At 72.5% G+C, this 21144-nt stretch carries 21 protein-coding genes; 13 read left to right on the top strand and 8 right to left on the bottom strand.

Features of this window, described 5'->3' with window-relative positions; genetic code table 11:
• Positions 1–3 precede the first annotated feature (3 nt).
• From ACIRGB_RS10600 to ACIRGB_RS10585, 4 genes are all read left to right on the top strand, one after another.
• On the top strand, positions 4–819 hold the full coding sequence (locus ACIRGB_RS10600) for an SAM-dependent methyltransferase (protein ID WP_403861372.1): 816 nt from the start codon (positions 4–6) through the stop codon (positions 817–819).
• 41 nt (positions 820–860) lie between these two features.
• Positions 861–1619, top strand: coding sequence for an IclR family transcriptional regulator (locus tag ACIRGB_RS10595; RefSeq protein WP_403861369.1), 759 nt, complete (start codon positions 861–863; stop codon positions 1617–1619).
• 84 nt (positions 1620–1703) lie between these two features.
• The gene (locus tag ACIRGB_RS10590; RefSeq protein WP_403861366.1) at positions 1704–2108 is read left to right on the top strand and encodes an STAS domain-containing protein; all 405 of its coding nucleotides are present in this window, start codon (positions 1704–1706) and stop codon (positions 2106–2108) included.
• Positions 2109–2228: 120 nt separating this feature from the next.
• Positions 2229–2672, top strand: a complete 444-nt coding sequence (locus tag ACIRGB_RS10585) for a nuclear transport factor 2 family protein (protein WP_403861363.1) — start codon at positions 2229–2231, stop codon at positions 2670–2672.
• A gap of 48 nt (positions 2673–2720) precedes the next feature.
• Here ACIRGB_RS10585 and pntB read toward each other — a convergent pair whose 3' ends face one another.
• The 5 genes from pntB to ACIRGB_RS10560 all read right to left on the bottom strand — a co-directional run bounded on the left by pntB (position 2721) and on the right by ACIRGB_RS10560 (position 8113).
• Complete coding sequence (pntB, locus tag ACIRGB_RS10580) at positions 2721–4181, bottom strand: Re/Si-specific NAD(P)(+) transhydrogenase subunit beta (protein ID WP_403861360.1); 1461 nt, start codon at positions 4179–4181, stop codon at positions 2721–2723.
• A complete protein-coding gene (locus ACIRGB_RS10575) occupies positions 4178–5752 on the bottom strand; it encodes a Re/Si-specific NAD(P)(+) transhydrogenase subunit alpha (protein ID WP_403861357.1) in 1575 nt (524 codons plus the stop codon). The genes pntB and ACIRGB_RS10575 overlap by 4 nt, the downstream gene beginning before the upstream one ends.
• Before the next feature lie 160 nt (positions 5753–5912).
• Complete coding sequence (locus ACIRGB_RS10570; RefSeq protein ID WP_403861354.1) at positions 5913–6476, bottom strand: TetR/AcrR family transcriptional regulator; 564 nt, start codon at positions 6474–6476, stop codon at positions 5913–5915.
• Between the two features lie 49 nt (positions 6477–6525).
• Positions 6526–7917, bottom strand: a complete 1392-nt coding sequence (locus ACIRGB_RS10565; RefSeq protein ID WP_403861351.1) for an amidase — start codon at positions 7915–7917, stop codon at positions 6526–6528.
• Positions 7904–8113, bottom strand: coding sequence for a hypothetical protein (locus ACIRGB_RS10560; RefSeq protein WP_403861349.1), 210 nt, complete (start codon positions 8111–8113; stop codon positions 7904–7906). Before ACIRGB_RS10560 ends, ACIRGB_RS10565 begins: the two co-directional genes overlap by 14 nt.
• A 173-nt stretch (positions 8114–8286) precedes the next feature.
• Between ACIRGB_RS10560 and ACIRGB_RS10555 the strand changes: the two genes are divergently transcribed.
• The gene (locus ACIRGB_RS10555; RefSeq protein ID WP_403861346.1) at positions 8287–9210 is read left to right on the top strand and encodes an MBL fold metallo-hydrolase; all 924 of its coding nucleotides are present in this window, start codon (positions 8287–8289) and stop codon (positions 9208–9210) included.
• A 29-nt stretch (positions 9211–9239) separates the two neighbouring features.
• Here ACIRGB_RS10555 and ACIRGB_RS10550 read toward each other — a convergent pair whose 3' ends face one another.
• The gene (locus ACIRGB_RS10550; protein ID WP_403861343.1) at positions 9240–9920 is read right to left on the bottom strand and encodes a TetR/AcrR family transcriptional regulator; all 681 of its coding nucleotides are present in this window, start codon (positions 9918–9920) and stop codon (positions 9240–9242) included.
• 53 nt (positions 9921–9973) lie between these two features.
• On the opposite strand from ACIRGB_RS10550, the gene ACIRGB_RS10545 reads away from it, so the two are divergent.
• Entirely contained in the window at positions 9974–11095 is a 1122-nt protein-coding gene (locus tag ACIRGB_RS10545) for an FAD-dependent oxidoreductase (protein ID WP_403861341.1), read from the top strand.
• 30 nt (positions 11096–11125) lie between these two features.
• Here ACIRGB_RS10545 and ACIRGB_RS10540 read toward each other — a convergent pair whose 3' ends face one another.
• Positions 11126–12604: an FAD-dependent monooxygenase gene (locus tag ACIRGB_RS10540; RefSeq protein WP_403861338.1), complete on the bottom strand. Its 1479-nt coding sequence runs from the start codon at positions 12602–12604 to the stop codon at positions 11126–11128.
• Between the two features lie 266 nt (positions 12605–12870).
• Between ACIRGB_RS10540 and ACIRGB_RS10535 the strand changes: the two genes are divergently transcribed.
• The 5 genes from ACIRGB_RS10535 (at position 12871) to ACIRGB_RS10515 (ending at position 19084) form a co-directional block, all read left to right on the top strand.
• Entirely contained in the window at positions 12871–13464 is a 594-nt protein-coding gene (locus ACIRGB_RS10535) for a dihydrofolate reductase family protein (RefSeq protein ID WP_403861335.1), read from the top strand.
• A 118-nt stretch (positions 13465–13582) separates the two neighbouring features.
• On the top strand, positions 13583–14719 hold the full coding sequence (locus ACIRGB_RS10530) for a PQQ-dependent sugar dehydrogenase (protein ID WP_403862110.1): 1137 nt from the start codon (positions 13583–13585) through the stop codon (positions 14717–14719).
• 54 nt (positions 14720–14773) lie between these two features.
• Positions 14774–16015: a D-mannonate dehydratase ManD gene (gene manD, locus ACIRGB_RS10525; protein ID WP_403861332.1), complete on the top strand. Its 1242-nt coding sequence runs from the start codon at positions 14774–14776 to the stop codon at positions 16013–16015.
• 76 nt (positions 16016–16091) lie between these two features.
• On the top strand, positions 16092–16766 hold the full coding sequence (locus ACIRGB_RS10520) for a histidine phosphatase family protein (protein WP_403861329.1): 675 nt from the start codon (positions 16092–16094) through the stop codon (positions 16764–16766).
• Between the two features lie 104 nt (positions 16767–16870).
• Complete coding sequence (locus tag ACIRGB_RS10515) at positions 16871–19084, top strand: FG-GAP repeat domain-containing protein (RefSeq protein ID WP_403861326.1); 2214 nt, start codon at positions 16871–16873, stop codon at positions 19082–19084.
• A gap of 50 nt (positions 19085–19134) precedes the next feature.
• Here the strand turns inward: ACIRGB_RS10515 and ACIRGB_RS10510 are convergent, their stop codons facing one another.
• A complete protein-coding gene (locus tag ACIRGB_RS10510) occupies positions 19135–19509 on the bottom strand; it encodes a helix-turn-helix transcriptional regulator (RefSeq protein ID WP_403861323.1) in 375 nt (124 codons plus the stop codon).
• A 114-nt stretch (positions 19510–19623) separates the two neighbouring features.
• On the opposite strand from ACIRGB_RS10510, the gene ACIRGB_RS10505 reads away from it, so the two are divergent.
• Positions 19624–20007, top strand: a complete 384-nt coding sequence (locus tag ACIRGB_RS10505; protein WP_403861320.1) for an STAS domain-containing protein — start codon at positions 19624–19626, stop codon at positions 20005–20007.
• A 200-nt stretch (positions 20008–20207) separates the two neighbouring features.
• Complete coding sequence (locus ACIRGB_RS10500) at positions 20208–21041, top strand: PIG-L family deacetylase (protein WP_403861317.1); 834 nt, start codon at positions 20208–20210, stop codon at positions 21039–21041.
• Positions 21042–21144 lie beyond the last annotated feature (103 nt).

Below are 21144 nucleotides of genomic sequence, written 5' to 3'. Positions count from 1 at the left end.
AGGATGAGCAACACCCACGCCGCGCGGGGCCTCGACACCAGCAGGCCGCACTCGGCCCGCATGTACGACTACTACCTCGGCGGCAAGGACCACTTCCCGGTCGACAAACAGGCCGCCGAAGCGGTCGCCGAGGCCTACCCGGGCATCTTCACCTGCGCCCGGGAGAACCGCGCCTTCATGCACCGCGCCACCCGGGTCCTGGCACAGGAGCACGGCATCCGGCAGTGGCTGGACATCGGCACCGGCATCCCCACCGAGCCGAACGTGCACCAGGTGGCGCAGTCCGTGGTCCCCGAGGCCCGGGTGGTCTACGCCGACAACGACCCGCTCGTCCTGAAGTACGCCGAGCGGCTCATGCGCAGCACCCCGCAGGGCCGCACCACCTACATCGAGGCCGACGTCAACGACCCCGACTCGCTGCTGACCGCGCCCGAGCTGGCCGAGGTGCTCGACCTGTCCCAGCCGGTCGCCCTGTCGCTGAACGCCCTGATGCACTTCATCACCGACGCCCGCGACCCGTACGGCATCGTCGGCCGGCTGATGGCGGCCCTCCCGGCGGGCAGCGCCCTCGCGCTGAGCCACTGCACGCCCGACTTCGACCCGCCCACGTGGGAGAAGGTCACGGACATCTACACCGGCGCGGGCACGCCGGTGCAGTTCCGCTCGCAGCAGGACGTCACCCGCTTCTTCGACGGGCTCGACCTGCTCGAACCGGGCGTCACCGTCGGTCACCGCTGGCGACCGTCGCAGCCCGCCGGGCCGGACACCCCCACCGACGCCCAGGTCAGTCTGTGGGCCGGGGTCGGCATCAAGCCGTAGCGCACTTGCCGGACCCCTCCGGCGGGGCGCAGGGTGGAGGGATGAGCGGTCAGGAGGGCCCCACGCTCATCTCCTCGGTGCAGCGAGCGTTCCGGCTGATGGAAGCCGTGGGCGCCCACGAGAGCGGCGTACCGGCCAAGCAGCTGGCACGCGAGACGGGGCTGGCCCTGGGCACCACGTACCACCTGCTGCGCACCATGGTCCACGACGGCTATGTGCGCAAACTCGAGGACGGCACGTTCGTCCTGGGCGAGAGGCTGGGCGCGCTGCACGCGGGCAGCCGCGACCAGACGGCGCTCAGCAGGGTCCGTCCCACCCTCACCGAGCTGCGGGACGACCTGTCGGCCGCGGCCTATCTCACCCTCTACGAGGAGGGCGAGATCCGGGTCGCGGAGATCGTGGACGGGCCGAAGGCCCCCCGCGTGGATCTCTGGGTCGGCTTCGAGGACGCGGGACACGCGACGGCGCTGGGCAAGAGCGTGCTGCGCGAGCTGGACGCCGAGGCCCGCGCCGAGTACCTGTCCCGCCACGCGCTGAACGATCTCACCCCGCGTACCGTCACCTACCGTGCCGAGCTGCTGCGGCGCCTCGACGCCACCCCGCACCGCCCGGCCGTCACCGACATCGAGGAGTACCGGCTGGGCACCGCGTGCGTGGCGGTCCCCGTCCGCCGGGGCGACACCATCGGCTCGCTCGGCATCTCGCTGGACGTCAACCGCACGGCCTGCCTCGACGACGCCGTCACGACGCTGCTCACCACCGCGGAGCGGGTGTCCCGGGGGCTCTCGCTCACCATCTGAAATCCGGCCCCTTGTGTCGGCGCGGCCGTACCGCGTTTCCTGGATGAGACGGGCAAACCGGACAGATGTGCAGGGAGCGAGAGCGTGAGTGAGCAGGGCGTCGCAGGGCCACACGTACAGGTCGGCAGCCACGTGGCGAACGGCTGGACGGTCGTCCGGGCCGACGACGAGATCGACATCGCCTTCGCGCCGCTCGTCCGGGCCGAGGTGACACGACGCCTCGCCGACGGCCACCGGCACTTCGTGCTCGACCTGTGCGACACCCCGTTCCTCGACTCCATGGGACTCGGCATGATCGTGGCCGTGACCAAGAGCATCCGCAGCCATGACGGATCGCTGCGGATCGCCTGCTCCGACCAGCGGCTCCTGCACGTCTTCGCCCTCGGCGGCCTGGGGAGGGTCTACTCCTTCCACGACTCCGTGGCGCAGGCCGTCGCGCAGCCTCCCGGCACGGAGGGACTGGCCGGCTGGCCGCACGTACGAGCCTGACGACCGGGCCGCCGTCTCGCGCCCGGCCCTACCCCGGAAGTAATCGCCTCGCCCGGCGCGCCTCGACAGGATGGGCGACCTGGCCGCATCGCCGGGATGCGGCCCCGGAGGAGGTCGGCCATGCCCACGCCCACATCGACGCACACCCGTGCCGTGGTGGAGGAACTGCTGCGCAGGATCGGCGCGGGCGACCCCGCGCACATCGCCGAGCTGTACGCCGAACAGGGCGACTGGAGGCTCGACTGGCCCGAGGCCGAGCACGGCCGCCCCGCCACGCCGTGGATCCGTCACCGGTCCACCCGGGCGGACGCGGCGGCCCACTACCGCGAGCTCGCCGAGCACCACGTGCCCGAGCAGGCCGCCACCGAGGTGGAGCGCATCCTCGTCGACGGAAACGACGCGGTCGTACTCGGCGAGATCCGCCAGACCGCCCGCCCCACCCGACGCGCGTACCGCGCCCGCTTCGCCCTCCACCTCACCGTCGAGGACGGCCTCGTCACCCGGCACCACGTCTACGAGGACAGCCTCGCCGTCGCCCGGGCCTTCGAGCCGGCCCGGGCGTGAGGGCTCACGGGCGGACCGCACCGCCGAGGCACACTCTGACCGCCCGGGTCACCGCGCCGCCGTCACCCCCTGAGCGGGGGCCGCGGGCCCGCGGCCGGTCCCGGGGCCGAGGGCCTCCAGGATCGCCTCGACACTCTGCTTGGCGTCGCCGAAGAGCATGCCGCTGTTCTCCCGGAAGAACAGCGGGTTCTGCACGCCCGCGTAGCCGGAGGCCATCGAGCGCTTGAAGACGACGACCTGCTCCGCCTCCCAGACCCGCAGCACGGGCATGCCCGCGATCGGGCTGGCGGGGTCCTCGGTCGCCGAGGGGTTGACCGTGTCGTTCGCGCCGATGACCAGCACGACCGAGGTGTCCGCGAAGTCGTCGTTGATCTCGTCCATCTCCAGGACGATGTCGTACGGCACCTTCGCCTCGGCCAGCAGCACGTTCATGTGCCCGGGCAGTCGTCCGGCGACGGGGTGGACGCCGAAGCGCACCTCGACCCCGCGCTCGCGCAGCCGCCGGGTCAGCTCCGCGACCGGGTGCTGGGCCTGCGCCACGGCCATGCCGTAACCGGGGGTGATCACCACGGACCGCGCCCGCGCGAGCAGTTCGGCCGCCTCGTGCGCCCGGATCTCGCGGTGCTCGCCCTGCTCGTCCGCGCCGCCGGGCGGGGCCTCGATGCCGAAGCCGCCCGCGATGACGGAGAGGAAGGAACGGTTCATCGCCTGGCACATGATGTAGCTCAGATACGCGCCGGAGGAACCGACCAGCGCCCCGGTGACGATGAGCAGGTTGTTGTCGAGAAGGAAGCCGGCCGCCGCCGCGGCCCAGCCGGAGTAGCTGTTGAGCATCGAGACGACCACGGGCATGTCACCCCCGCCGATGGAGGCCACCAGGTGCCAGCCCAGGGCGAGCGCCAGCACCGTGACCGCCACCATCAGCGGAAGCCCCGGACTGACCGTGAACCAGACCGTCAGCACCGCGAACACGGCCAGCGCGCCCAGGTTGAGGGCGTTCTTGCCGGGCAGGGTCAGCGGCCGGGACTTGATCCGCGCGGACAGCTTCAGGTACGCGACCACGGAGCCGGTGAAGGTGACCGCGCCGATGAAGACGCCGATGAACACCTCGGCGTGGTGGATGCCGACGAGATCGGCGGCGATCCGGCCCCGCGAGCCGTGGGCCTCGACCTCCAGGTAGCTGTTCCAGCCGACCAGCACGGCCGCGAGGCCGACGAAGCTGTGCAGCACCGCGATCAGTTCGGGCATCTGCGTCATCTCCACGCGCCGCGCCCGCCACAGGCCCAGCGCGGCACCGATCACCGTGGCGAGCAGGATCAGCGCGACCGGCCCGGCGGAGACGCTCCGCGCCGACGCCACGACGGTGGCGACCAGGGCGAGGGCCATCCCCACGATGCCGTAGACGACGCCGGCGCGTGACGTCCGGTGCTGGGACAGACCGGCGAGGCTGAGGACGAACAGCAGGGCCGCCACCAGGTCGGCGGCGCGGGAGGCGGTCATGGACGTCATCGGGACTCGCCTCTCGAGAACATGGACAGCATGCGGCGGGTGACGGCGAAACCGCCGAAGATGTTCACGCTCGTCAGCAGGATCGCCACGAAGGACAGCACGGTGACGAGCGTGCTCTCGTGCCCGATCTGCACGAGGGCACCGATCACCACGATCCCCGAGATGGCATTGGTCACCGACATCAGCGGGGTGTGCAGGGAGTGGTGGACCTTGCCGATCACGTAGTAGCCGATGACCACCGCCAGCGCGAACACCGTGAAGTTCTCCGCCAGTTGGGCCGGAGCGAAGGCGACCAGCAGGAAGGTCGCCAGCATGCCGAGGCCGATCAGGGCGAAGCGCCCCGCCGGGCTGATCCCGGACGGCTTCGCGCCCGCCGGTGCGGCGGTGGACGTGGCCTGCGGCGCGGTGGAGGGCGGGGCGGCCGACACGGGGACCGGAGGGGGAGGCCAGGTGACGGTGCCCGCGCGGACCACGGTCACGGTCCGCTGCACCACGTCGTCGAAGTCGATGACGAGCCGGCCGTCCTTGCCGGGGGTGAGCAGCCGCAACAGGTTGGCCAGGTTGGTGCCGAACAGCTGTGACGCCTGCGCGGGCAGCCGGGACGCCAGGTCCGTGTAGCCGATGACGGTCACGCCGTTGCCGGTCACCACGCTCCGGCCCGGGACGGTCCCCTCCACGTTGCCGCCCTGTGCGGCGGCCATGTCGACGATGACGCTGCCCGGTCTCATCGCCGCCACGTCGTCGGCGGTCAGCAGGCGCGGGGCGGGCCGCCCGGGGATCAGCGCGGTGGTGATGACGACGTCCACCTCGCGGGCCTGCTCGTGGTAGAGCCGGGCCGCGGCACGGTCGTAGTCGGCCGACGTCGCCCTGGCGTAGCCGTCGGTGCTCTCCTCCTGCGCGACGTCCACCGCGAGGTACTCACCGCCCAACGACCGTACCTGGTCGGCGACTTCGGGACGGGGGTCGGTGGCGCGCACGATCGCGCCCAGACTGGAGGCGGCCCCGATGGCGGCGAGTCCCGCGACCCCGGCCCCGGCGACCAGGACCTTCGCCGGCGGTACCTTGCCGGCCGCGGTGACCTGCCCGGTGAAGAACCGCCCGAAGGCATGGGCCGCCTCGATCACCGCCCGGTACCCGGCGATGTTCGCCATGGAGCTGAGCACGTCCATCGACTGCGCCCGCGAGATCCGCGGCACCGCGTCCAGGGCGAGCACCGTGACGTCACGCGCGGCGAGCGCCGCCAGCAGCTCCGGCCGCTGCGCCGGCGCGACGAGCGCCACCAGCGTCGTTCCGGCGCGCAGCCGCGCGATCTCCTCGTCGGTCGGCGCGTCGACCTTGAGTACGACGTCCGCGGCCCAGGCATCCCCGGGACTCGCCCCCGCCTCGGCGTACGCCTCGTCACCGAACCCGGAGGCCGCGCCGGCTCCCGGCTCGACGACGACCTCGTACCCGAGGCCGAGCAGCAGGCGGACCGTCGAGGGCGTCGCGGCGACGCGCGTCTCCCCGGGCGAGGACTCGGCGACGACGCCGACGCGTTGAGGTGGGTGGTGAGCGGGTTGCTGTCCAGTCATGGCCACTCTCTCGTCGAGGCGTTGTTGCCGGGTTCCGTACCCAGAGGAGGAGGGCGAGGCACCGGGAACACGGATTCCGGACCGCCTGCGGCCGCATCCCGGAGGAGGGCCGGAGGCGTGCGTGCGAGAGAGAGGGCCGACGTCGCGCGGGCGCCGCTGGTCAGGGGCCGGTCCGCCCCAGCACCTCCGCGACGAGCCGCCGCGTGTACGCGGCGTCGAGCCCGTCCGGGCGGAAGAGGATGCGGTACATCAAGGGGGCGACGACGCGGTCCATGACGGTCTCGACATCCGGCGTGTCGTCCCCGCGTCCGGCCGCGCGGGCGAGAACGGTCCCGAGCTGCTCGGCGGCGTAGGCGGAGCACTGGCCGGCGTTGCCGCCGTCCGGGTCGCCGAGCAGGGCGTCGCGGATGTAGGCGCGGCCGGTGGGGGAGGCCATCTCGTCGAGGAACTGCTCGGCCCACGCCGTCAGGTCGGCGTGCAGGGCGCCGTGGTCCTGGGGGGCGGTGTCGGGGCGGAGGCGTTCGACCGCGACGTCCGACAGCAGTTCTTGCAGGTCCCCCCAGCGCCGGTAGATCGTCGACGGCGTCACGCCCGCACGCCGGGCGACCAGCGGTACGGTCAGGGCGTCCCGCCCCACCTCCGACGCCAGCTCGCGCACGGCGGCGTGCACCGCTGCCTGGACCCGGGCGCTGCGCCCGCCCGGGCGCGCCATCTGCCTGCTCATGGCAGCCACCCTAAAGCAAAGTCATTGCGTCTAGGGGGTCGGTGCTCGTTCACGCGGCGGGTGCGAGCCCGCGGGCGGGCCGGGTCTGTTCGTAGGCGTGCCCGGCCCGCAGGAGGACCCGCTCGCCGAGCGGTCGTCCTAGCAGCTGCATGCCGATGGGCAGTCCCGTCGTGTCGTGGCCGACCGGCAGGGACAGGGACGGCACGCCGGTGATGTTGGCGGGGGACGACAGGCGTACGTAGGCGTCCGACACGGCCTCGGCCGTGCCGTCGGCCCAGGTGATCGTCTCCTGACCGGCCCGGACGGCGGTCGTCGGGACGCTGGGGGCGGCGATCAGGTCGACCTCCTGGAACATGGCCGCCCATTCCCGCCGCATGAGGGTGCGGGCGCGCTGGGCGCGCAGGTAGTCCCCGGCGGGCATCAGTTCACCGGCCTCGAGCAGGACGCGGACGTCGGCCTGGTACAGCTCGGGGACGGTGCGCAGCGTGCGCTCGTGGTAGGCGGTGGCCTCGGGCACCATCAGGCCCCACTGGGTGGCCTGGATGTAGCGGGTCATCGGGATCTCGACCTCCACGAGGCGTGCCCCGAGTTCTTCGAGCCGGTCGATCGCGTCCCGGACGGCGGCCTCCACCTCCGGGTCGACGTGGTCGAAGTAGTAGGTCCGCGGCACGCCGACGCGCAGCCCCGTGAGGTCGGTGCCCGCGTCCGGCCGGTACCGCGCGGCGGGTGCGGTGAGGGAGGCGGGGTCACGGGGGTCGTGCCCGGTCAGGGTGCCCAGCACCAGGGCGGCGTCCTCGACGGTGCGGGTGATGGGGCCGACGTGGTCCAGTGACCAGGACAGGGACGTGACGCCGTGCCGGGGGACGAGCCCGTACGTCGGCTTGAGGCCGACGACCCCGTTCAGCGCGGCGGGCACCCGGATCGACCCACCGGTGTCGGTGCCCAGGGCGAAGGTGGCGGCACCCGCGGCCACGGCGACGGCGGACCCGCCGCTGGACCCGCCGGCCACCCGGCCGGTGTCCCACGCGTTGCTGGTCTGCGGGGTGGTCAGCCCGTAGGCGAACTCGTGGGTGTGGGTCTTGCCGACCAGGACCGCGCCGGCCGCCTCCAGCCGGGCGGCGACGGTGCTGTTCGCCTCCGCGCGGTGGCCGGCGCGGACCCGCGAACTGGCCGAGGTCGCGATGCCGGCGACATCGATGAGGTCCTTCAGGCCCATCGGGACGCCGTGCAGCGGGCCGCGGTGGCGGCCGGCCGCGATGTCCTTCTCGGCCGCGCGCGCGGCCCGGCGGGTGTGCTCCGCGGTGACGGTGACGTAGGCCTGGAGGTGCGGCTCCGTCCGCGCGACGCGGTCCAGGACGGAGTCCGCCAGCTCGACGGGGGACAGGTGCCGGGTCCGGACGGCGTCGGCGGCCGCGGCGAGGGTCAGTTCATACGGCTGCATCGTGCGTCTCCTCTTCCGCGCGGTAGGCGGGGGCGGGCGGGGTGTCGGCGAAGTCCAGCTCCCGCAGGAGGGCGACGACGGAGTGGATGTGATGGGCGGTGGCCGCGACCGCGGCATGGCGGTCCGCGGGCAGCGGGAGCCCGGCGCGGGCGGCCCAGCGGGCCGCCTCCGGCGGGGTGGGTTCGGCAGAGGGCACGGGTGTTCTCTCCTCGGGGAGGGGGAGTGGGCCGGAACTCGGCACTCAAAAGCTAAATGTTTGCGTTAGGTGGACTGTAGGTCCTACTGTGGCTAAACGCAAACACATTGCCTTTAGCGCCGAGGGGGCGCTTCCCGCGCCCACCGACCGCACCCCGAAGGAAGCGACCGATCATGAGCACCGCTCCGTCCGCCCATCAGACCGCCACCCCGTACTGGACGGTGGGGGACGTCCTCGTGCACCGCATCGACGAGGTGGCCCTGCCGGCCGCCACCGGACCCTGGCTGCTGCCCGACGCCACCCCGGACCTCGTGGCCGGGCAGCCTTGGCTGCGTCCCCACTTCGCCGACGACGAGGGCACCCTGCGCATCGACAGCCACAGCTTCGCGTTCACCGTCGGCGGCTCGCGCGTCCTGGTGGACACCGGCATCGGCAACGGCAAGGAGCGGGCCAACCCCGCCTGGCACGACCTGCGCACCGACTTCCTCCAGCGCCTCACCGCCGCCGGATTCCCCCCGGACTCCGTCGACCTGGTGATCCTCACCCACCTGCACGCCGACCACGTCGGCTGGAACACGCGGCAGGAGAACGGGAAGTGGGTTCCCACCTTCCCGAACGCCCGCTATCTGACCTCCCGGACCGAGCGGGAGTTCTGGGCCGGGTACGCCATGGAGGAGGCGCGCAGGCAGATGTTCCGCGACTCCGTGTTCCCGGTGGAGGAGGCGGGCCTGCTCGACCTCGTCGACATCCCCGCCGACGGCCTGGAGGTCGTCCCGGGCCTGCGCCTGATCCCCACCCCCGGGCACACGCCCGGCCACCTCGCCCTGGAGCTGACCAGCCGCGGCCGGACGGCCCTGATCACCGGCGACTGCATCCACCACCCCGTTCAGCTCGCCCACCCCGCCGTCGGAGCCTGCGTCGACATCGACCCCGAACGGTCCGAGGCGTCCCGCCGCGAGCTGCTCGGCTCGCTCGCCGACACGGGCACCCTCGTCCTGGGCACCCACTTCGCGCCGCCCACCGCCGGGCGCGTCGTCACCCACGAGGACGCCTACCGGCTGCTGCCCGTCCCCGCCGGTTCCGCCCGGCTTCGGTGAGGGCGAGCACGCCCGGGAGGCGACGGCGCTCAGGTGAGCCTGGCGGCCACGGCGTCGAGCACCCAGTCGAGACCGGCCGCGAAGGACTCCTCGGCGTCCACGTGCGTGCCGTCGTGCACGGCCTTGGCCAGCGCCGGGAAGCGGCCCGTGGCCAGCATCCGCGTCACGTGGGGTCCCCGGGCGCGCTGCCACTCGGACTTGGACAGGCCGGTGGTCCGCTCGGCCCGCAGGTCCGCGATCTCGCGCCTGATCGCGCCGGTGAAGTAGGCGCTGACCGTCTCCACGGCGCGCATGACGGTGTCGACGTCGGCGAGGCCGTCGAGGGCGGCCAGCGTCGCCTCGGTCACGGCGAGGCCGTTCGGGCCCAGGGCCGGCCGGCCGCCGAGCAGATCGGCCAGCCAGGGGTGCCGCAGAGCGGCCTGCCGGGTGCGGTGGGCGAGGACGCTCAGCGCCTCCCGCCAGTCACCGGGCCGCTCCTCGGGCAGGATCTCGGCGTACACCGCATCCACCATCAGGTCGAACAGCTCGTCCTTGGTGGAGATGTAGCCGTACAGCCGCATCGGGCCGGCGTCCAGCCGGGCGGCGACCTTGCGCACGGACACGGCCGCCAGCCCGCCCTCGTCGGCGAGCGCGACCGCGGCGGCGACGATCCGCTCCCGGTCGAGCGGCACAGGGCGGTTCGGCGGCTCCGGCCGGTCCCAGACAGTCATGCCCCCACCGTACTGTTGCGATACGGCGTAGGACACCAATACGGTGTATCGGCATGAGACAACGTATCGCTGTGGTCGGTGGCGGCCCCGCAGGACTTGCCTTCGCCCGCGTGCTGCACCGCCACGGCCACCCCGTCACCGTCCTCGAACGCGATCGGGCCCCCGACGCCCGCCCCCCGGGCGGCACGCTCGACCTGCACCAAGGGCTGGGCCAGCTGGCCATGGACAAGGCGGGGCTGCTCGCGGAGTTCCAGGCGCTGTCCCGCCCCGAGGGGCAGGCCATGCGCATCCTGGACCCGGACGGGACCGTGCTGCGCGACTGGCGACCGGGTCCGGACGACCGGGCCAACCCGGAGATCGACCGCGGGCAACTCCGCGACCTGCTGCTCGGCCCCCTCGACGTCCGATGGGGGCGGGGCGTCGCGAAGGTGGTGCCGGGGGCCCGGGACGGCGTACGGGTCCACTTCGAGGACGGGCGGCAGGAGACGTACGACCTCGTGGTCGGCGCGGACGGCGCCTGGTCCCGCACCCGCCCGGCGGTCTCGCCGGTGACGCCGCACTACACCGGTGTCACCGCGATCGAGACCTCCCTGGACGACGTCGACACCCGCCACCCCGACCTCGCCCGGCTGGTCGGCGACGGTTCCCTGGCCGTGTACGGCGTGCACCGGGCGATCGTCGCCCAGCGCGGCAGCGGCGGCCACGTCAAGGCGTACGCCCAGTTCCGCGCGCCGCTGGACTGGCACGCCCACCTGGACCTGACCGACGCCGAAGCCGTGCGGGCGGACCTGCTGACCCGGTTCGACGGCTGGAGCGCGCCCGTCCTCGGCCTCCTGCGCCACGGCACCGCCTTCGTCCACCGCCCCCTGCACGTCCTGCCCGTGGCCCACACCTGGACCCATGTCCCCGGGGTGACGCTCCTGGGCGACGCCGCCCATCTGATGCCTCCCCTGGGGGCGGGCGCGAACCTCGCCCTGCTGGAGGGCGCCGAACTCGCCGAGTCCCTCGCCGCCGGCCCCGCGGACCCGGACGGGGCCGTCCGCGCCTTCGAGGAACGGATGTGGGCACGGGCCGAACGGTGGGCGAGGATCACGGCGGCCGGACTGGAACGCCTCGTCGGCCCGGACCCCGCCGCGGCCCTCGCCGTCTTCGACCGGGTCCAGCCGTCCCGTTGAGCGGCGGCCGCTTCGGCCGCCGCTCTCGCGTCAGCCGGTGGGCCCGCCGAACCACCGGGAGAGGTGCCGCTCCAGGTCCCGCCGGTCGTCACCGATCCAGGCGACGTGGCCGTCCGGGCGCAGCAGCACGCACGGGACGTCCAGCGCCGCGGTGGGGTCCGCGAGGTGATCGACCCGGTCCGACCAGGCGCCGGCGGTCAGGCGTCCGGTGCGGTCCAGGAGCAGGCCGCGACCGCGGTGCAGCAGACCGTAGAGGTGACCCTGCGCCGTCTCGATGTCCGGCAGGCGGCGGCCGAGCAGGTCGGGGCCCTCGCCGAGGTCGTAACGGATGCCGGTCGCGGTGATCTTCTCGGTGAGGCGGCGGTTCACCTCGTCGATGTCCATCAGCTCGGTGAGCAGCCTGCGCACGGCCCGCGGGCCCGGTTCGGCGGAGTGCAGTTCCATCTGCGCCCGGGTGTTGTCCAGCACGTCCGCGGCGACCGGACGGCGTTCGGCCTCGTAGGTGTCCAGCAGGGCCTCCGGCGCCCGGCCGCGGATCCGCGCGGCCAGTTTCCAGCCCAGGTTGAAGGCGTCCTGAAGGCCCAGGTTGAGGCCCTGCCCGCCGGTGGGCGGGTGGATGTGCGCCGCGTCCCCGGCCAGCAGCACCCGGCCGATCCGATAGTGCTCGGCCAGCCGGGTGGCGTCGCCGAAGCGGGACAGCCAGCGCGGGGAGTGCACGCCGAAATCGGTACCGGCGACGGCGTGCAACTGCTGCCGGAAATCGTCGAGGGTGGGTGGCTCCGCGCGGTCGCCGACCCCCGCGGCGGGGACCACGACGCTGTAGACCCCCGCGCCGAAGGGCCGCAGCCAGAACCGCTGCTGCGTCGCGCGGACCCGGGCCACCCCGGCGGCGATCTCCTCCTGGGGCACACCCACTTCCATCTCGCCCATCAGCGTCTCGTTGCGCGAGGGCTCGCCCGGGAAGCCGACGCCCAGCAGTTTGCGCACCGTACTGCGCCCGCCGTCACAGCCGACGAGACAGCGCGCACGCAGCCGTTCACCGTCGGCCAGCTCCACAGTGACACCCTCGTCGTCCTGCTCGAAAGCGGCGACCGCGCCCCCGCGCCGGACCCGCGCGCCCAGGGCGACCGCGTGTTCTTCGAGGAGCCGGACGAGGACCGGCTGCGGGAGGCCCAGCAGATAGGCGTACGAGGAGTCCAGGCCCGTGGGTGCGGGCGCGGGGATGGCGGCGAAGAGCCCGCCGGCCGGACGTCGTCTGCCGTGCCGGAGGAGGCGGTCCAGCAGTCCGCGCATGGCCATCAGCTCGATGCTGCGCATGTGCAGAGCGACGATGCGGACGAACGACGCGGGTTCGGTGTCCTTCTCCAGGACGAGTACCCGCACCTCGTGCAGCCGCAGTTCGGCGGCCAGCATCGCGCCGGTCGGCCCGCAGCCGGCGATGATCACGTCGAAGTCGTGCCCGGCCGTGTCGTCCGACGACGGCTCGGCGGTGAACTGCCCAGAGTCCATGGGTGTGGCCTTTCGGGAGTGCCTTGGGGTCGAGGCGCTCCCGGCGACACCTGCGTCAGTCGCCGGCCATGACGGGAAGGGGGAGCACCCACGTCGATACAGCGTTCATGGGTCTCACCTCCTCGGGCGGTGTCACGGTCCAGCGCAAGCTACCGGGGCGGGCGTCACCCCGTCCAATCCTTTTCGATGACTTTCGGGCCCGGCGACGGTCGTATCCGGTAGGCACACCCAGCACCCGGCACACCTGCCACAGGAGGGACAGACCGATGTCATCAAGCCTCATGGTCGACTTCATCATCTCGCTCGACGGCTACGCCTCCGCGGAGGGCTGGCCCGGCTTCTGGGGCATGGAGGGCCCCGAGTACCTCGCCTGGCTCGACGGGGACGCCGAGAAGCAGCACACCAGCCTCATGGGGGCCACGACGTACCGGCTGATGTCCGGATTCGCCCGCGAGATGCCCGACGACCCCGGGTTCGCCTGGCTGACCGAGATGCCCAAGGTGGTGTTCTCCTCGACCCTCCGGCCCCCGTTGTCCTGGGCCAACACGGAACTGGTCCAGGGTGACGCCGTCCCGGCCGTGCGGGACATGAAACGGGACGGGACGCGGCCCCTGCGCACCCTCGGCAGTCTCAGCCTGAGCCGGTCGCTGCTCGAAGCCGGTCTGGTCGACCGCTTCCGCGTGGTCGTCTTCCCGGTCATCACCGGCGCGACCGGCAAGGAGCGGATCTTCGACGCGTACCCGGACGTCACCCTCGACCTCGTCGAGAGCCGCACCTTCGACGGCCGGCTCCAGTTGCTGGAGTACGTTCCCACGATCGTGGACGGACCGCCCTCGGCCGGCGACCGAGGCGAGTCCTAGACGGCCCAACTCGGCCGGAAGAAGCCCGCGTTGGTCTGGGCCAGCATGCCGCGGCCCCGTATTGTCGGTGGTGGCCGGCGACGGAACTCCCCCCACTCACCGCCTCCGGGAGGCCATGGTGAACGTTCGCACCCGTATATCGGCGATCATCGGCACGCTGGGACTCGTCGGGTCCCTGACCCTGGCCACGGCATCCGCCGACGAGCCCCCAGCCCCGGGCGACGCGGCGCAGGTCGCGCTCACCGAGGTGGCCCGGGCCCAGAACCCGACGGCCGGAACCGCGGGACCGAAGGACACGGTGTGGATCGCCGAACGCGCGGGCACCGTCCGGGTCCTCGACGGCGACGGACTCGGCGCACCCGTGCTCGACATCTCCGACGAGACCACCACCGACGGCGAACGCGGCCTGCTCGGCCTGGCGTTCGACCAGGACTTCGCACACCTCTACCTCTCCTACACCGACCTCCAGGGCACCAGCACCATCGACGAGTTCGCCGTCCAGGACGGCACCGTCCGGGAGGACACCCGCCGTACCGTCCTCACCCAGGAGCAGCCCGAGTCCAACCACAACGGCGGCGACATCAGGTTCGGCCCCGACGGCCACCTCTACATCGCGTTCGGCGACGGAGGGGGCGGCGGCGACCCCGAGGGCAACGGCCAGAAGCTCGACACCCTGCTCGGCAAGCTGCTGCGGATCGACCCCCAGGGCGGCGACCCGTACGCGATCCCGGAGGACAACCCCTTCGTCGGCGCCCCGAACGCCAGGGGCGAGATCTGGGCCTACGGCCTGCGCAACCCGTGGCGGTTCTCCTTCGACTCGGCAACGGGCGACCTGTTCATCGGCGACGTCGGCCAGAGCGACTGGGAGGAGATCGACCGGGCGCCCGCGAGCAGCGCGGGCGGCGAGAACTACGGCTGGTCGCAGATGGAGGGCACCCACCCCTTCCGCGGCGGCACCGAACCCGCGAACCACGTTCCGCCGATCCACGAGTACGACCGCACCGGCCTCGGCTGCTCGGTCACCGGCGGATACGTGTACCGCGGCGAGGCGATCGCGGACCTCACGGGCCAGTACGTCTACAGCGACTACTGCGACGGCACCCTGCGCTCCCTGGAGATCGACAACGGCGAGGTGACCGCCGAGCACGACCTCGGGGTGAACGGCGGAGAGGTCGTGTCCTTCGCCCAGGACGGCGACGGCGAGCTGTACGTCCTCGCCATCGGGGGTACGGTTTCCCGCGTCGACCCGGCGTGATCACGGCACCGGCCTGACCACCCGGGCCCGCGTCTCGGAAGGAGACCCGCCCCCGTGAAGATCACCGCTGCCGATGTCGTCGTCACCAGCCCAGGGCGCAACTTCGTCACCCTGCGCATCACCACCGAGGACGGGCTCACCGGCCTCGGCGACGCCACCCTCAACGGACGTGAACGGGCCGTCGAGGTCTACCTGCGCGAGCACGTGGCCCCCTTGCTGCTCGGGCGGGACGCGCACGCCGTCGAGGACACCTGGCAGTACCTGTACCGGGGCGCGTACTGGCGCCGGGGCCCGGTCACCATGGCGGCCGTCGCCGCCGTGGACACCGCGCTGTGGGACATCAAGGGCAAGGCGGCGGGCATGCCCGTCTACCAACTCCTCGGCGGTGCCTGCCGCACCGGCGCCCTCGCCTACGGCCACGCCTCCGGCCGGGACATACCCGAACTGCTCGACTCGGTGCGCGCGCACCTGGCGGACGGCTTCCGGGCCGTCCGCATCCAGAGCGGCATCCCCGGCCTCGACTCCGTGTACGGCGTCGCCGCCTCCGCCGCGGGCGGCGGGGAGCGCTACGACTACGAGCCCGCCCGGCGCACCGGCACCGCCCACCCGCGTCCCACCGAGGAGACCTGGGACACCCGCGCCTACCTGCGCCACATGCCCACTGTGTTCGAAGCCGTCCGGCACACCTTCGGCCCCGAACTCCCGCTGCTGCACGACGGACACCACCGCATGACGCCCATCCAGGCGGCCCGGCTCGGCAAGGACCTGGAACCCTACGACCTCTTCTGGCTGGAGGACCCGACACCGGGCGAGGACCAGCGGGCCCTGCGGCTGATCCGGGAACACACCACCACGCCCCTGGCCATCGGGGAGGTCTTCAACTCCGTCCACGACTACACCACGCTGCTCCAGGAACGGCTGATCGACTACGTCCGCTCGGCGGTGACGCACACCGGCGGCATCACCGCCGTACGCAAACTGCTCGACATGGCCGCCGTGTACGGCATCAGGTCCGGCATGCACGGCCCGACCGACATCTCACCCGTGGGCATGGCGGCCGCCCTCCACCTCGACCTCGCCGTGCACAACTTCGGCATCCAGGAGTACATGCGCCACGCCCCCGAGACCCTGGAGGTGTTCCGCACCTCCTACCGCTTCGAGGACGGCCTCCTGCACCCCGGCGACGCCCCCGGTCTCGGCGTCGAACTCGACGACGAGGCGGCGGCCCGCTTCCCCTACGAGCCCGCCTACCTGCCCGTGAACCGCCTCGGGGACGGCACGGTGCACGACTGGTGAGACCCGGGACACCCGGGGCGCGTGGCACAGTGGAAAGGCTCCGTCGTCCCGTCGTCCCGCAGAAGGTCCCCGTCGCATGCGTCTGCTGCTCATCAGGCACGGCCAGACCCCGTCCAACCTCAAGCACCTCCTGGACACGGCCGAGCCGGGCCCCGGTCTGACCGCCCTCGGCCAGGAACAGGCGGCGGCGCTGCCCGAGGCGCTGGCGTCCGAGCAGATCGACGCGCTGTACGCGTCGACGCTCGTACGCACGCAGCTGACCGCCGCCCCGCTGGCCTCGGCGACCGGCCTCGAGGTCCGGATCCGGGCCGGTATCCGGGAGCTGACCGCCGGCGACCTGGAGATGCGCGGTGACGACGAAGCGGCGCACACCTACATGCACACCGCGTTCGCCTGGTCCGCGGGGGACGTACGGCTGCGGATGCCCGGCGGCGAGAACGGGGTGGAGGCACTCGACCGGTTCGACGCCGTCGTCGCCGAGGCCCACGAGACCGGTGCGCGGACCGCGGCGCTGGTCAGCCACGGCGCCGCGATCCGCATGTGGGCCGCGGCGCGCGCCGACAACGTGGACGTCGACTACGCCAAGCGCCACCCCCTGGCGAACACCGGAATCGTCATCGTCTCCGGCTCGCCCGGGCAGGGATGGCGAGCGCTGCGCTGGGAGGGCGAGTCCCTGGGACCCGTGCCCCTCGCGCCGGGCCCGAACGACCCCACGGGAGCCACCGTGACGGAGTCCAGCCCAGGGCGGTGAGGAACTCCCGCACGCCGCGACCGGACCTCCCACCGGCGTCCTGACCTCGGGTACAACCATTCGGTTCACCGTGAGTCGTATGCATGAGGCGCACGGTGCGCCTCATGCATCAGGAGGAAACGCACGTGCCCCTGGCCCGATCGACCCGACGCCGACTTCTCGTCGCCGTCACCACCGTCCTCACCGTCACCGGCGGTGCCCTGTCCGTGCCCGTCTCGGCCGCCCACGCGACGGTGACGGCGGACGCGGCGGCCACCGACGCCGTCCTCATGCCCTTCCTGAAGAACGCGAAGCTGGTCGACGCCGGTCTGACCGGCTTCGTGACCATGTCCGACGCGTCCCTCGACAAGCGCTGGACGCGGTACACGGGCGGTGCCGGGAGCGGATATTCGAACCGGACCTACCTGCGCTCTTCGCGGACGGCGGACTACCTGGTCTTCGTGGGCCGCTGGGGAATCCAGCAGCGCAACCTCAAGACCCTGTCGTCGTCCGACGTCTTCGTCGGGGATCTGCCCGGTGAGCCCCGCTACGCCGGCTCGGCGGCGGACGCCGTCTTCACCACCGTCGAGACCGACGGCGCCCTCACCCTGCGCCAGCACCCCGAGGGCGGGGCCGCGCGGACCGTGACCGGGCTGCCGGCCGGTGCGAAGGGCCTCTCGGTCGCCCCGGCCACCCCGGACGACGCCCTGCTCACCTTCACCGACGGGGCGCAGAAGAAGTGGGCGCTCATCGACCTCGCCGCGGGCGCCGTCCACGAGGTGCACGACCGGACCCCCGGCGCCACCGGAGGAGACATCGCCGTCTCCGGGACACACGTCGTCTGGACCGAGAACGACAACTCGCAGAACCCCGCGGTGTTCCTCCTGGACCGTGCCACCGACGAGGTCAGGCAGATCCCGGTCCCGCACGCGTACGCGAGCGACCTCCACGTGGGCCTCGTCGGCGGCTGGGTCGTCTACGGGGAGGCCGGCGGCCTTGCCTCCGGCGAGAAGAACCCGCTGCACGCGGTGACCGCGTACGACCCGGGCACCGGGCGGTCGGTGAAGCTGCTCGACCACCTGACGTCGTCCGCCGCCGCTCCCGACGGCCTGTACGTGCGCGGGGGCAGCGTCGCCGACGGCGAGGGCCTGTACAAGATCACCACGGGCGGTGACGGGGCACCCGTCGTCACCCAGGTGGCAAGCGCGGGAGCACCCACGAAGGTCGAGATCACCGGCAACACCGTGCCCGGGGTCGTCGACCTCGACGAGAACGGCGGATCGGCGTCCCTGCGCTGGGACCTGTCCCGGAGCAGCGTGGAGGCGCGGATCACGCTCCGCCACGTACGGACCGGGAAGGCCGTCGTCGTCACCGAGACCCACCCGTCCACCCCCTCCGTCACGCTGGACTGGAACGGCGGCTACATCGGCGACGGTTTCGAGGCCGCCCCCAACGGCGCCTACACCTGGGAAGTGGTCGCCGAGCCGCTCAACGGCATCGGTCCGGTCGCCACCGCCGACGGGACCTTCACCGTCACCCGCAGGGCGCAGCCGCACGACTTCAACGACAACGGCACCCCCGACGTGCTCGCGCGGGACACCGCCGGCCGGCTCTGGCGCAGCGACACCTACTACAGCACCCGCATGAACGACGGGCAGTTGACGGAGGGTGAGGACAAGGCCCTCGTCGGCGGCGGCTGGAACGTCTACGACCGTATCGAGGCCACCGGCGACCTCGGCGGCACGCCGGTGGGCGACCTGGTCGCCCGCGACGCGTCCGGCGTCCTGTGGCTGTACCAGGGCAACGGCCGCGGCGGCTTCGCCTCCCGGACCAGGGTCGGCGGCGGCTGGCAGGTCTACGACAGGATCACGGGCGGATCCGACGTCACCGGAGACGGCAGGAACGACCTCCTCGCCACCGACCGCTCCGGTGTCCTGTGGCTCTACCCCGGTACCGGCAAGGTCGCCGCACCCTTCTCCGCCCGCAAGCGGATGGGCGGCGGCTGGGGCGTCTACAACGACCTGACGGCCGTCGGGAACATCGCGGGAGCGGCAGCCGGGGACCTGGTGGCCCGGGACAAGGACGGGGTCCTCTGGCTCTACCTGGGCAAGGGCGACGGCACGTTCGCCGCCCGTACGCGGATCGGTGGCGGATGGGGGCCGTACACCCACCTCGTCGCCGTCGGCGACGCCGACCGCGACGGTCGGAACGACCTCATCGCCCTCAGCCCGACCGGCAACTACCTCTACCGGGGCACGGGTTCGTGGAAGGCGCCGTTCCTCGGCCGCCAGGTGATGGGCCTCGACAGCCCGGGCAACGCCCAGCAGCCCATCGTCTGACGCGGCGAGGGAAAGGAGCGGGCGGGGGAGGAAGAGGGGCGGCCCCCGCCCTACCCTCGCCCCTCCCGGCGGAGCGTGGTGCCGCCGGCCGACCCGGACGGCAGGCTTCCGTGCCGTCCGCGGTCGGTCTCGTCCTGTACGAGCAGGGAGAGGAGCGAGGCCACGGTCAGGCCCGCTTCCGCGGGGTGGCGCAGGACCCGGTCCGGCTGGATGCGGTAGGTGTTGGTGCGCCCGTCCCGGGTGTGGGAGAGGTAGCCGTCCTGTTCGAGGTCGGAGATGATCCGTTGGACGGCGCGCTCGGTGAGCCGGCAGCGCAGGGCGATGTCACGGATCCGGATGTTCGGGTTGTCGGCGATGGCCGCCAGCACCCGCGCGTGGTTGGTGACGAACGTCCATCCGGTGTGAGATTCAGGTACTTCCACCATGCGCTGCATTCTACGTAGCACCTTGCGTGAAACCAGATACATGACATACTTTTCGTGCTACAGGCTGCGTGCGTCGGTGGGACCGCGTGTGGGAGACACGGGAGGGACCTGAAGGTGTCTTGGCATGAGGCGGTCACGGGGCGTACGGGCGAGGTCGACGCCGGCCTGCCGCAGGGCCTGGACCAGGTCGCGGTGGATCAGTACGCGGGGCGCGGCGCCCGGGTCGTCACCGCGCGGGGCGCGTGCGACATGAGTTCGATCGGGCCCCTGGCGGAGGCGCTGGGCGTCGCGGCCCAGGAGCATCCGAAGGTCGTCCTGGACGCTTCCGGCATCACCTTCGCGGACTCGAGCCTGCTGAACCTGCTGATCCTCACCCGTCGAGCGGTCGACCTCCGCGTGGCCGCGCCGCCGCAGCAGATGCGGCGCCTGCTGGAGATCACCGGAGTCGACGGGGTCATCGAGGTGCGGGCGACGGTGGACGAAGCGGCCGCCTGCTAGAACTCCTGCGGCGACGGTCACCCCCAGGTAGGCCGGACGCGGCGATGCCCCCGGCCCGCGGACGCGGACACGGAACCGCGGTCGGGAACAGCGGGCCCGGCCCCCGCTGTTGCACGGGCGGAGGGGCCGGCGTTCTTTCCGGGACCGCCGTGCCCCCGCCGTACCCGCGCGAGACGTATGTCTGCAGGAGGACTCTTTTCATGACGAACCGACCCTTGACGCTCATGGCCGTGCACGCCCACCCCGACGACGAGGCCACCGGAACCGGCGGTGTGCTGGCCCGGTATGCGGCGGAGGGTGTCCGCACGGTACTGGTGACGTGTACCGACGGCGGTTGCGGTGACGGACCGGGGGGCGTCAAGCCGGGCGATCCGGGACACGATCCGGCGGCCGTCGCGCGGATGCGCCGTCAGGAACTCGAGGAGAGCTGCGAGGTCCTGAAGATCAGCGATCTGGAGATGCTGGACTACGCCGACTCCGGAATGGTGGGCTGGCCGAGCAATGACGCCCCCGGGTCCTTCTGGCGGACCCCGGTAGAGGAAGGCGCCGCGAGACTCGCGGAACTGATGCGGCACTACCGGCCCGATGTGGTCGTCACCTACGACGAGAACGGCTTCTACGGCCACCCCGACCACATTCAGGCCCACCGCATCACGATGGCGGCCCTGGAGATGACGGAGCTGACGCCGAAGGTCTACTGGACGACGATGCCCCGCTCGATGATGCAGCGGTTCGGCGAGATCATGCGCGAGTTCGGTGCGGAGATGCCGGAGCCGGACCCCGCGGAGGCCGCCGCGATGGCCGAGATCGGACTCCCCGACGACGAGATCACCACCTGGGTCGACACCACCGCGTTCAGCGGTCAGAAGTTCGACGCGCTGGCCGCGCACGCCAGTCAGGGCGAGAACATCTTCTTCCTCAGGATGGGCAAGGAGAGGTTCGGCGAGTTGATGGGCATGGAGACCTTCGTCCGGGTCCGGGACACCACCGGCGCGGCCGTACCGGAGAACGACCTCTTCGCCGGACTGCGCTGACCCGGCCGACTGCCCGCCGCCCACGTTCCGGCGAGGGCGGCCCGCAGCCGACCGGTCACCGTGTCGGGACAGGGCGTCGCGGACCGTACCGCCGCCACCTTCG

The organism is Streptomyces sp. NPDC102490, from assembly GCF_044765285.1.
Classification (GTDB): Bacteria; Actinomycetota; Actinomycetes; order Streptomycetales; family Streptomycetaceae; genus Streptomyces.
The sequence above is the reverse complement of the archived record's forward strand: the minus strand, read 5'-3'. Positions and strand labels throughout refer to the sequence as shown.

Excerpts from the sequence above, each read along its gene's own strand:
- ACIRGB_RS10545 (WP_403861341.1), top strand. The coding sequence starts at position 9,974 with ATGAGACAACGTATCGCTGTGGTCGGTGGCGGCCCCGCAGGACTTGCC.
- ACIRGB_RS10600 (WP_403861372.1), top strand. The coding sequence starts at position 4 with ATGAGCAACACCCACGCCGCGCGGGGCCTCGACACCAGCAGGCCGCAC.
- ACIRGB_RS10570 (WP_403861354.1), bottom strand. The coding sequence starts at position 6,476 with ATGAGCAGGCAGATGGCGCGCCCGGGCGGGCGCAGCGCCCGGGTCCAG.
- ACIRGB_RS10515 (WP_403861326.1), top strand. The coding sequence starts at position 16,871 with ATGCATCAGGAGGAAACGCACGTGCCCCTGGCCCGATCGACCCGACGC.
- ACIRGB_RS10500 (WP_403861317.1), top strand. The coding sequence starts at position 20,208 with ATGACGAACCGACCCTTGACGCTCATGGCCGTGCACGCCCACCCCGAC.
- ACIRGB_RS10520 (WP_403861329.1), top strand. The coding sequence starts at position 16,092 with ATGCGTCTGCTGCTCATCAGGCACGGCCAGACCCCGTCCAACCTCAAG.
- ACIRGB_RS10565 (WP_403861351.1), bottom strand. The coding sequence starts at position 7,917 with ATGCAGCCGTATGAACTGACCCTCGCCGCGGCCGCCGACGCCGTCCGG.
- ACIRGB_RS10510 (WP_403861323.1), bottom strand. The coding sequence starts at position 19,509 with ATGGTGGAAGTACCTGAATCTCACACCGGATGGACGTTCGTCACCAAC.
- ACIRGB_RS10585 (WP_403861363.1), top strand. The coding sequence starts at position 2,229 with ATGCCCACGCCCACATCGACGCACACCCGTGCCGTGGTGGAGGAACTG.
- ACIRGB_RS10550 (WP_403861343.1), bottom strand. The coding sequence starts at position 9,920 with ATGACTGTCTGGGACCGGCCGGAGCCGCCGAACCGCCCTGTGCCGCTC.
- ACIRGB_RS10555 (WP_403861346.1), top strand. The coding sequence starts at position 8,287 with ATGAGCACCGCTCCGTCCGCCCATCAGACCGCCACCCCGTACTGGACG.
- ACIRGB_RS10575 (WP_403861357.1), bottom strand. The coding sequence starts at position 5,752 with ATGACTGGACAGCAACCCGCTCACCACCCACCTCAACGCGTCGGCGTC.
- ACIRGB_RS10595 (WP_403861369.1), top strand. The coding sequence starts at position 861 with ATGAGCGGTCAGGAGGGCCCCACGCTCATCTCCTCGGTGCAGCGAGCG.
- pntB (WP_403861360.1), bottom strand. The coding sequence starts at position 4,181 with ATGACGTCCATGACCGCCTCCCGCGCCGCCGACCTGGTGGCGGCCCTG.
- ACIRGB_RS10535 (WP_403861335.1), top strand. The coding sequence starts at position 12,871 with ATGTCATCAAGCCTCATGGTCGACTTCATCATCTCGCTCGACGGCTAC.
- ACIRGB_RS10540 (WP_403861338.1), bottom strand. The coding sequence starts at position 12,604 with ATGGACTCTGGGCAGTTCACCGCCGAGCCGTCGTCGGACGACACGGCC.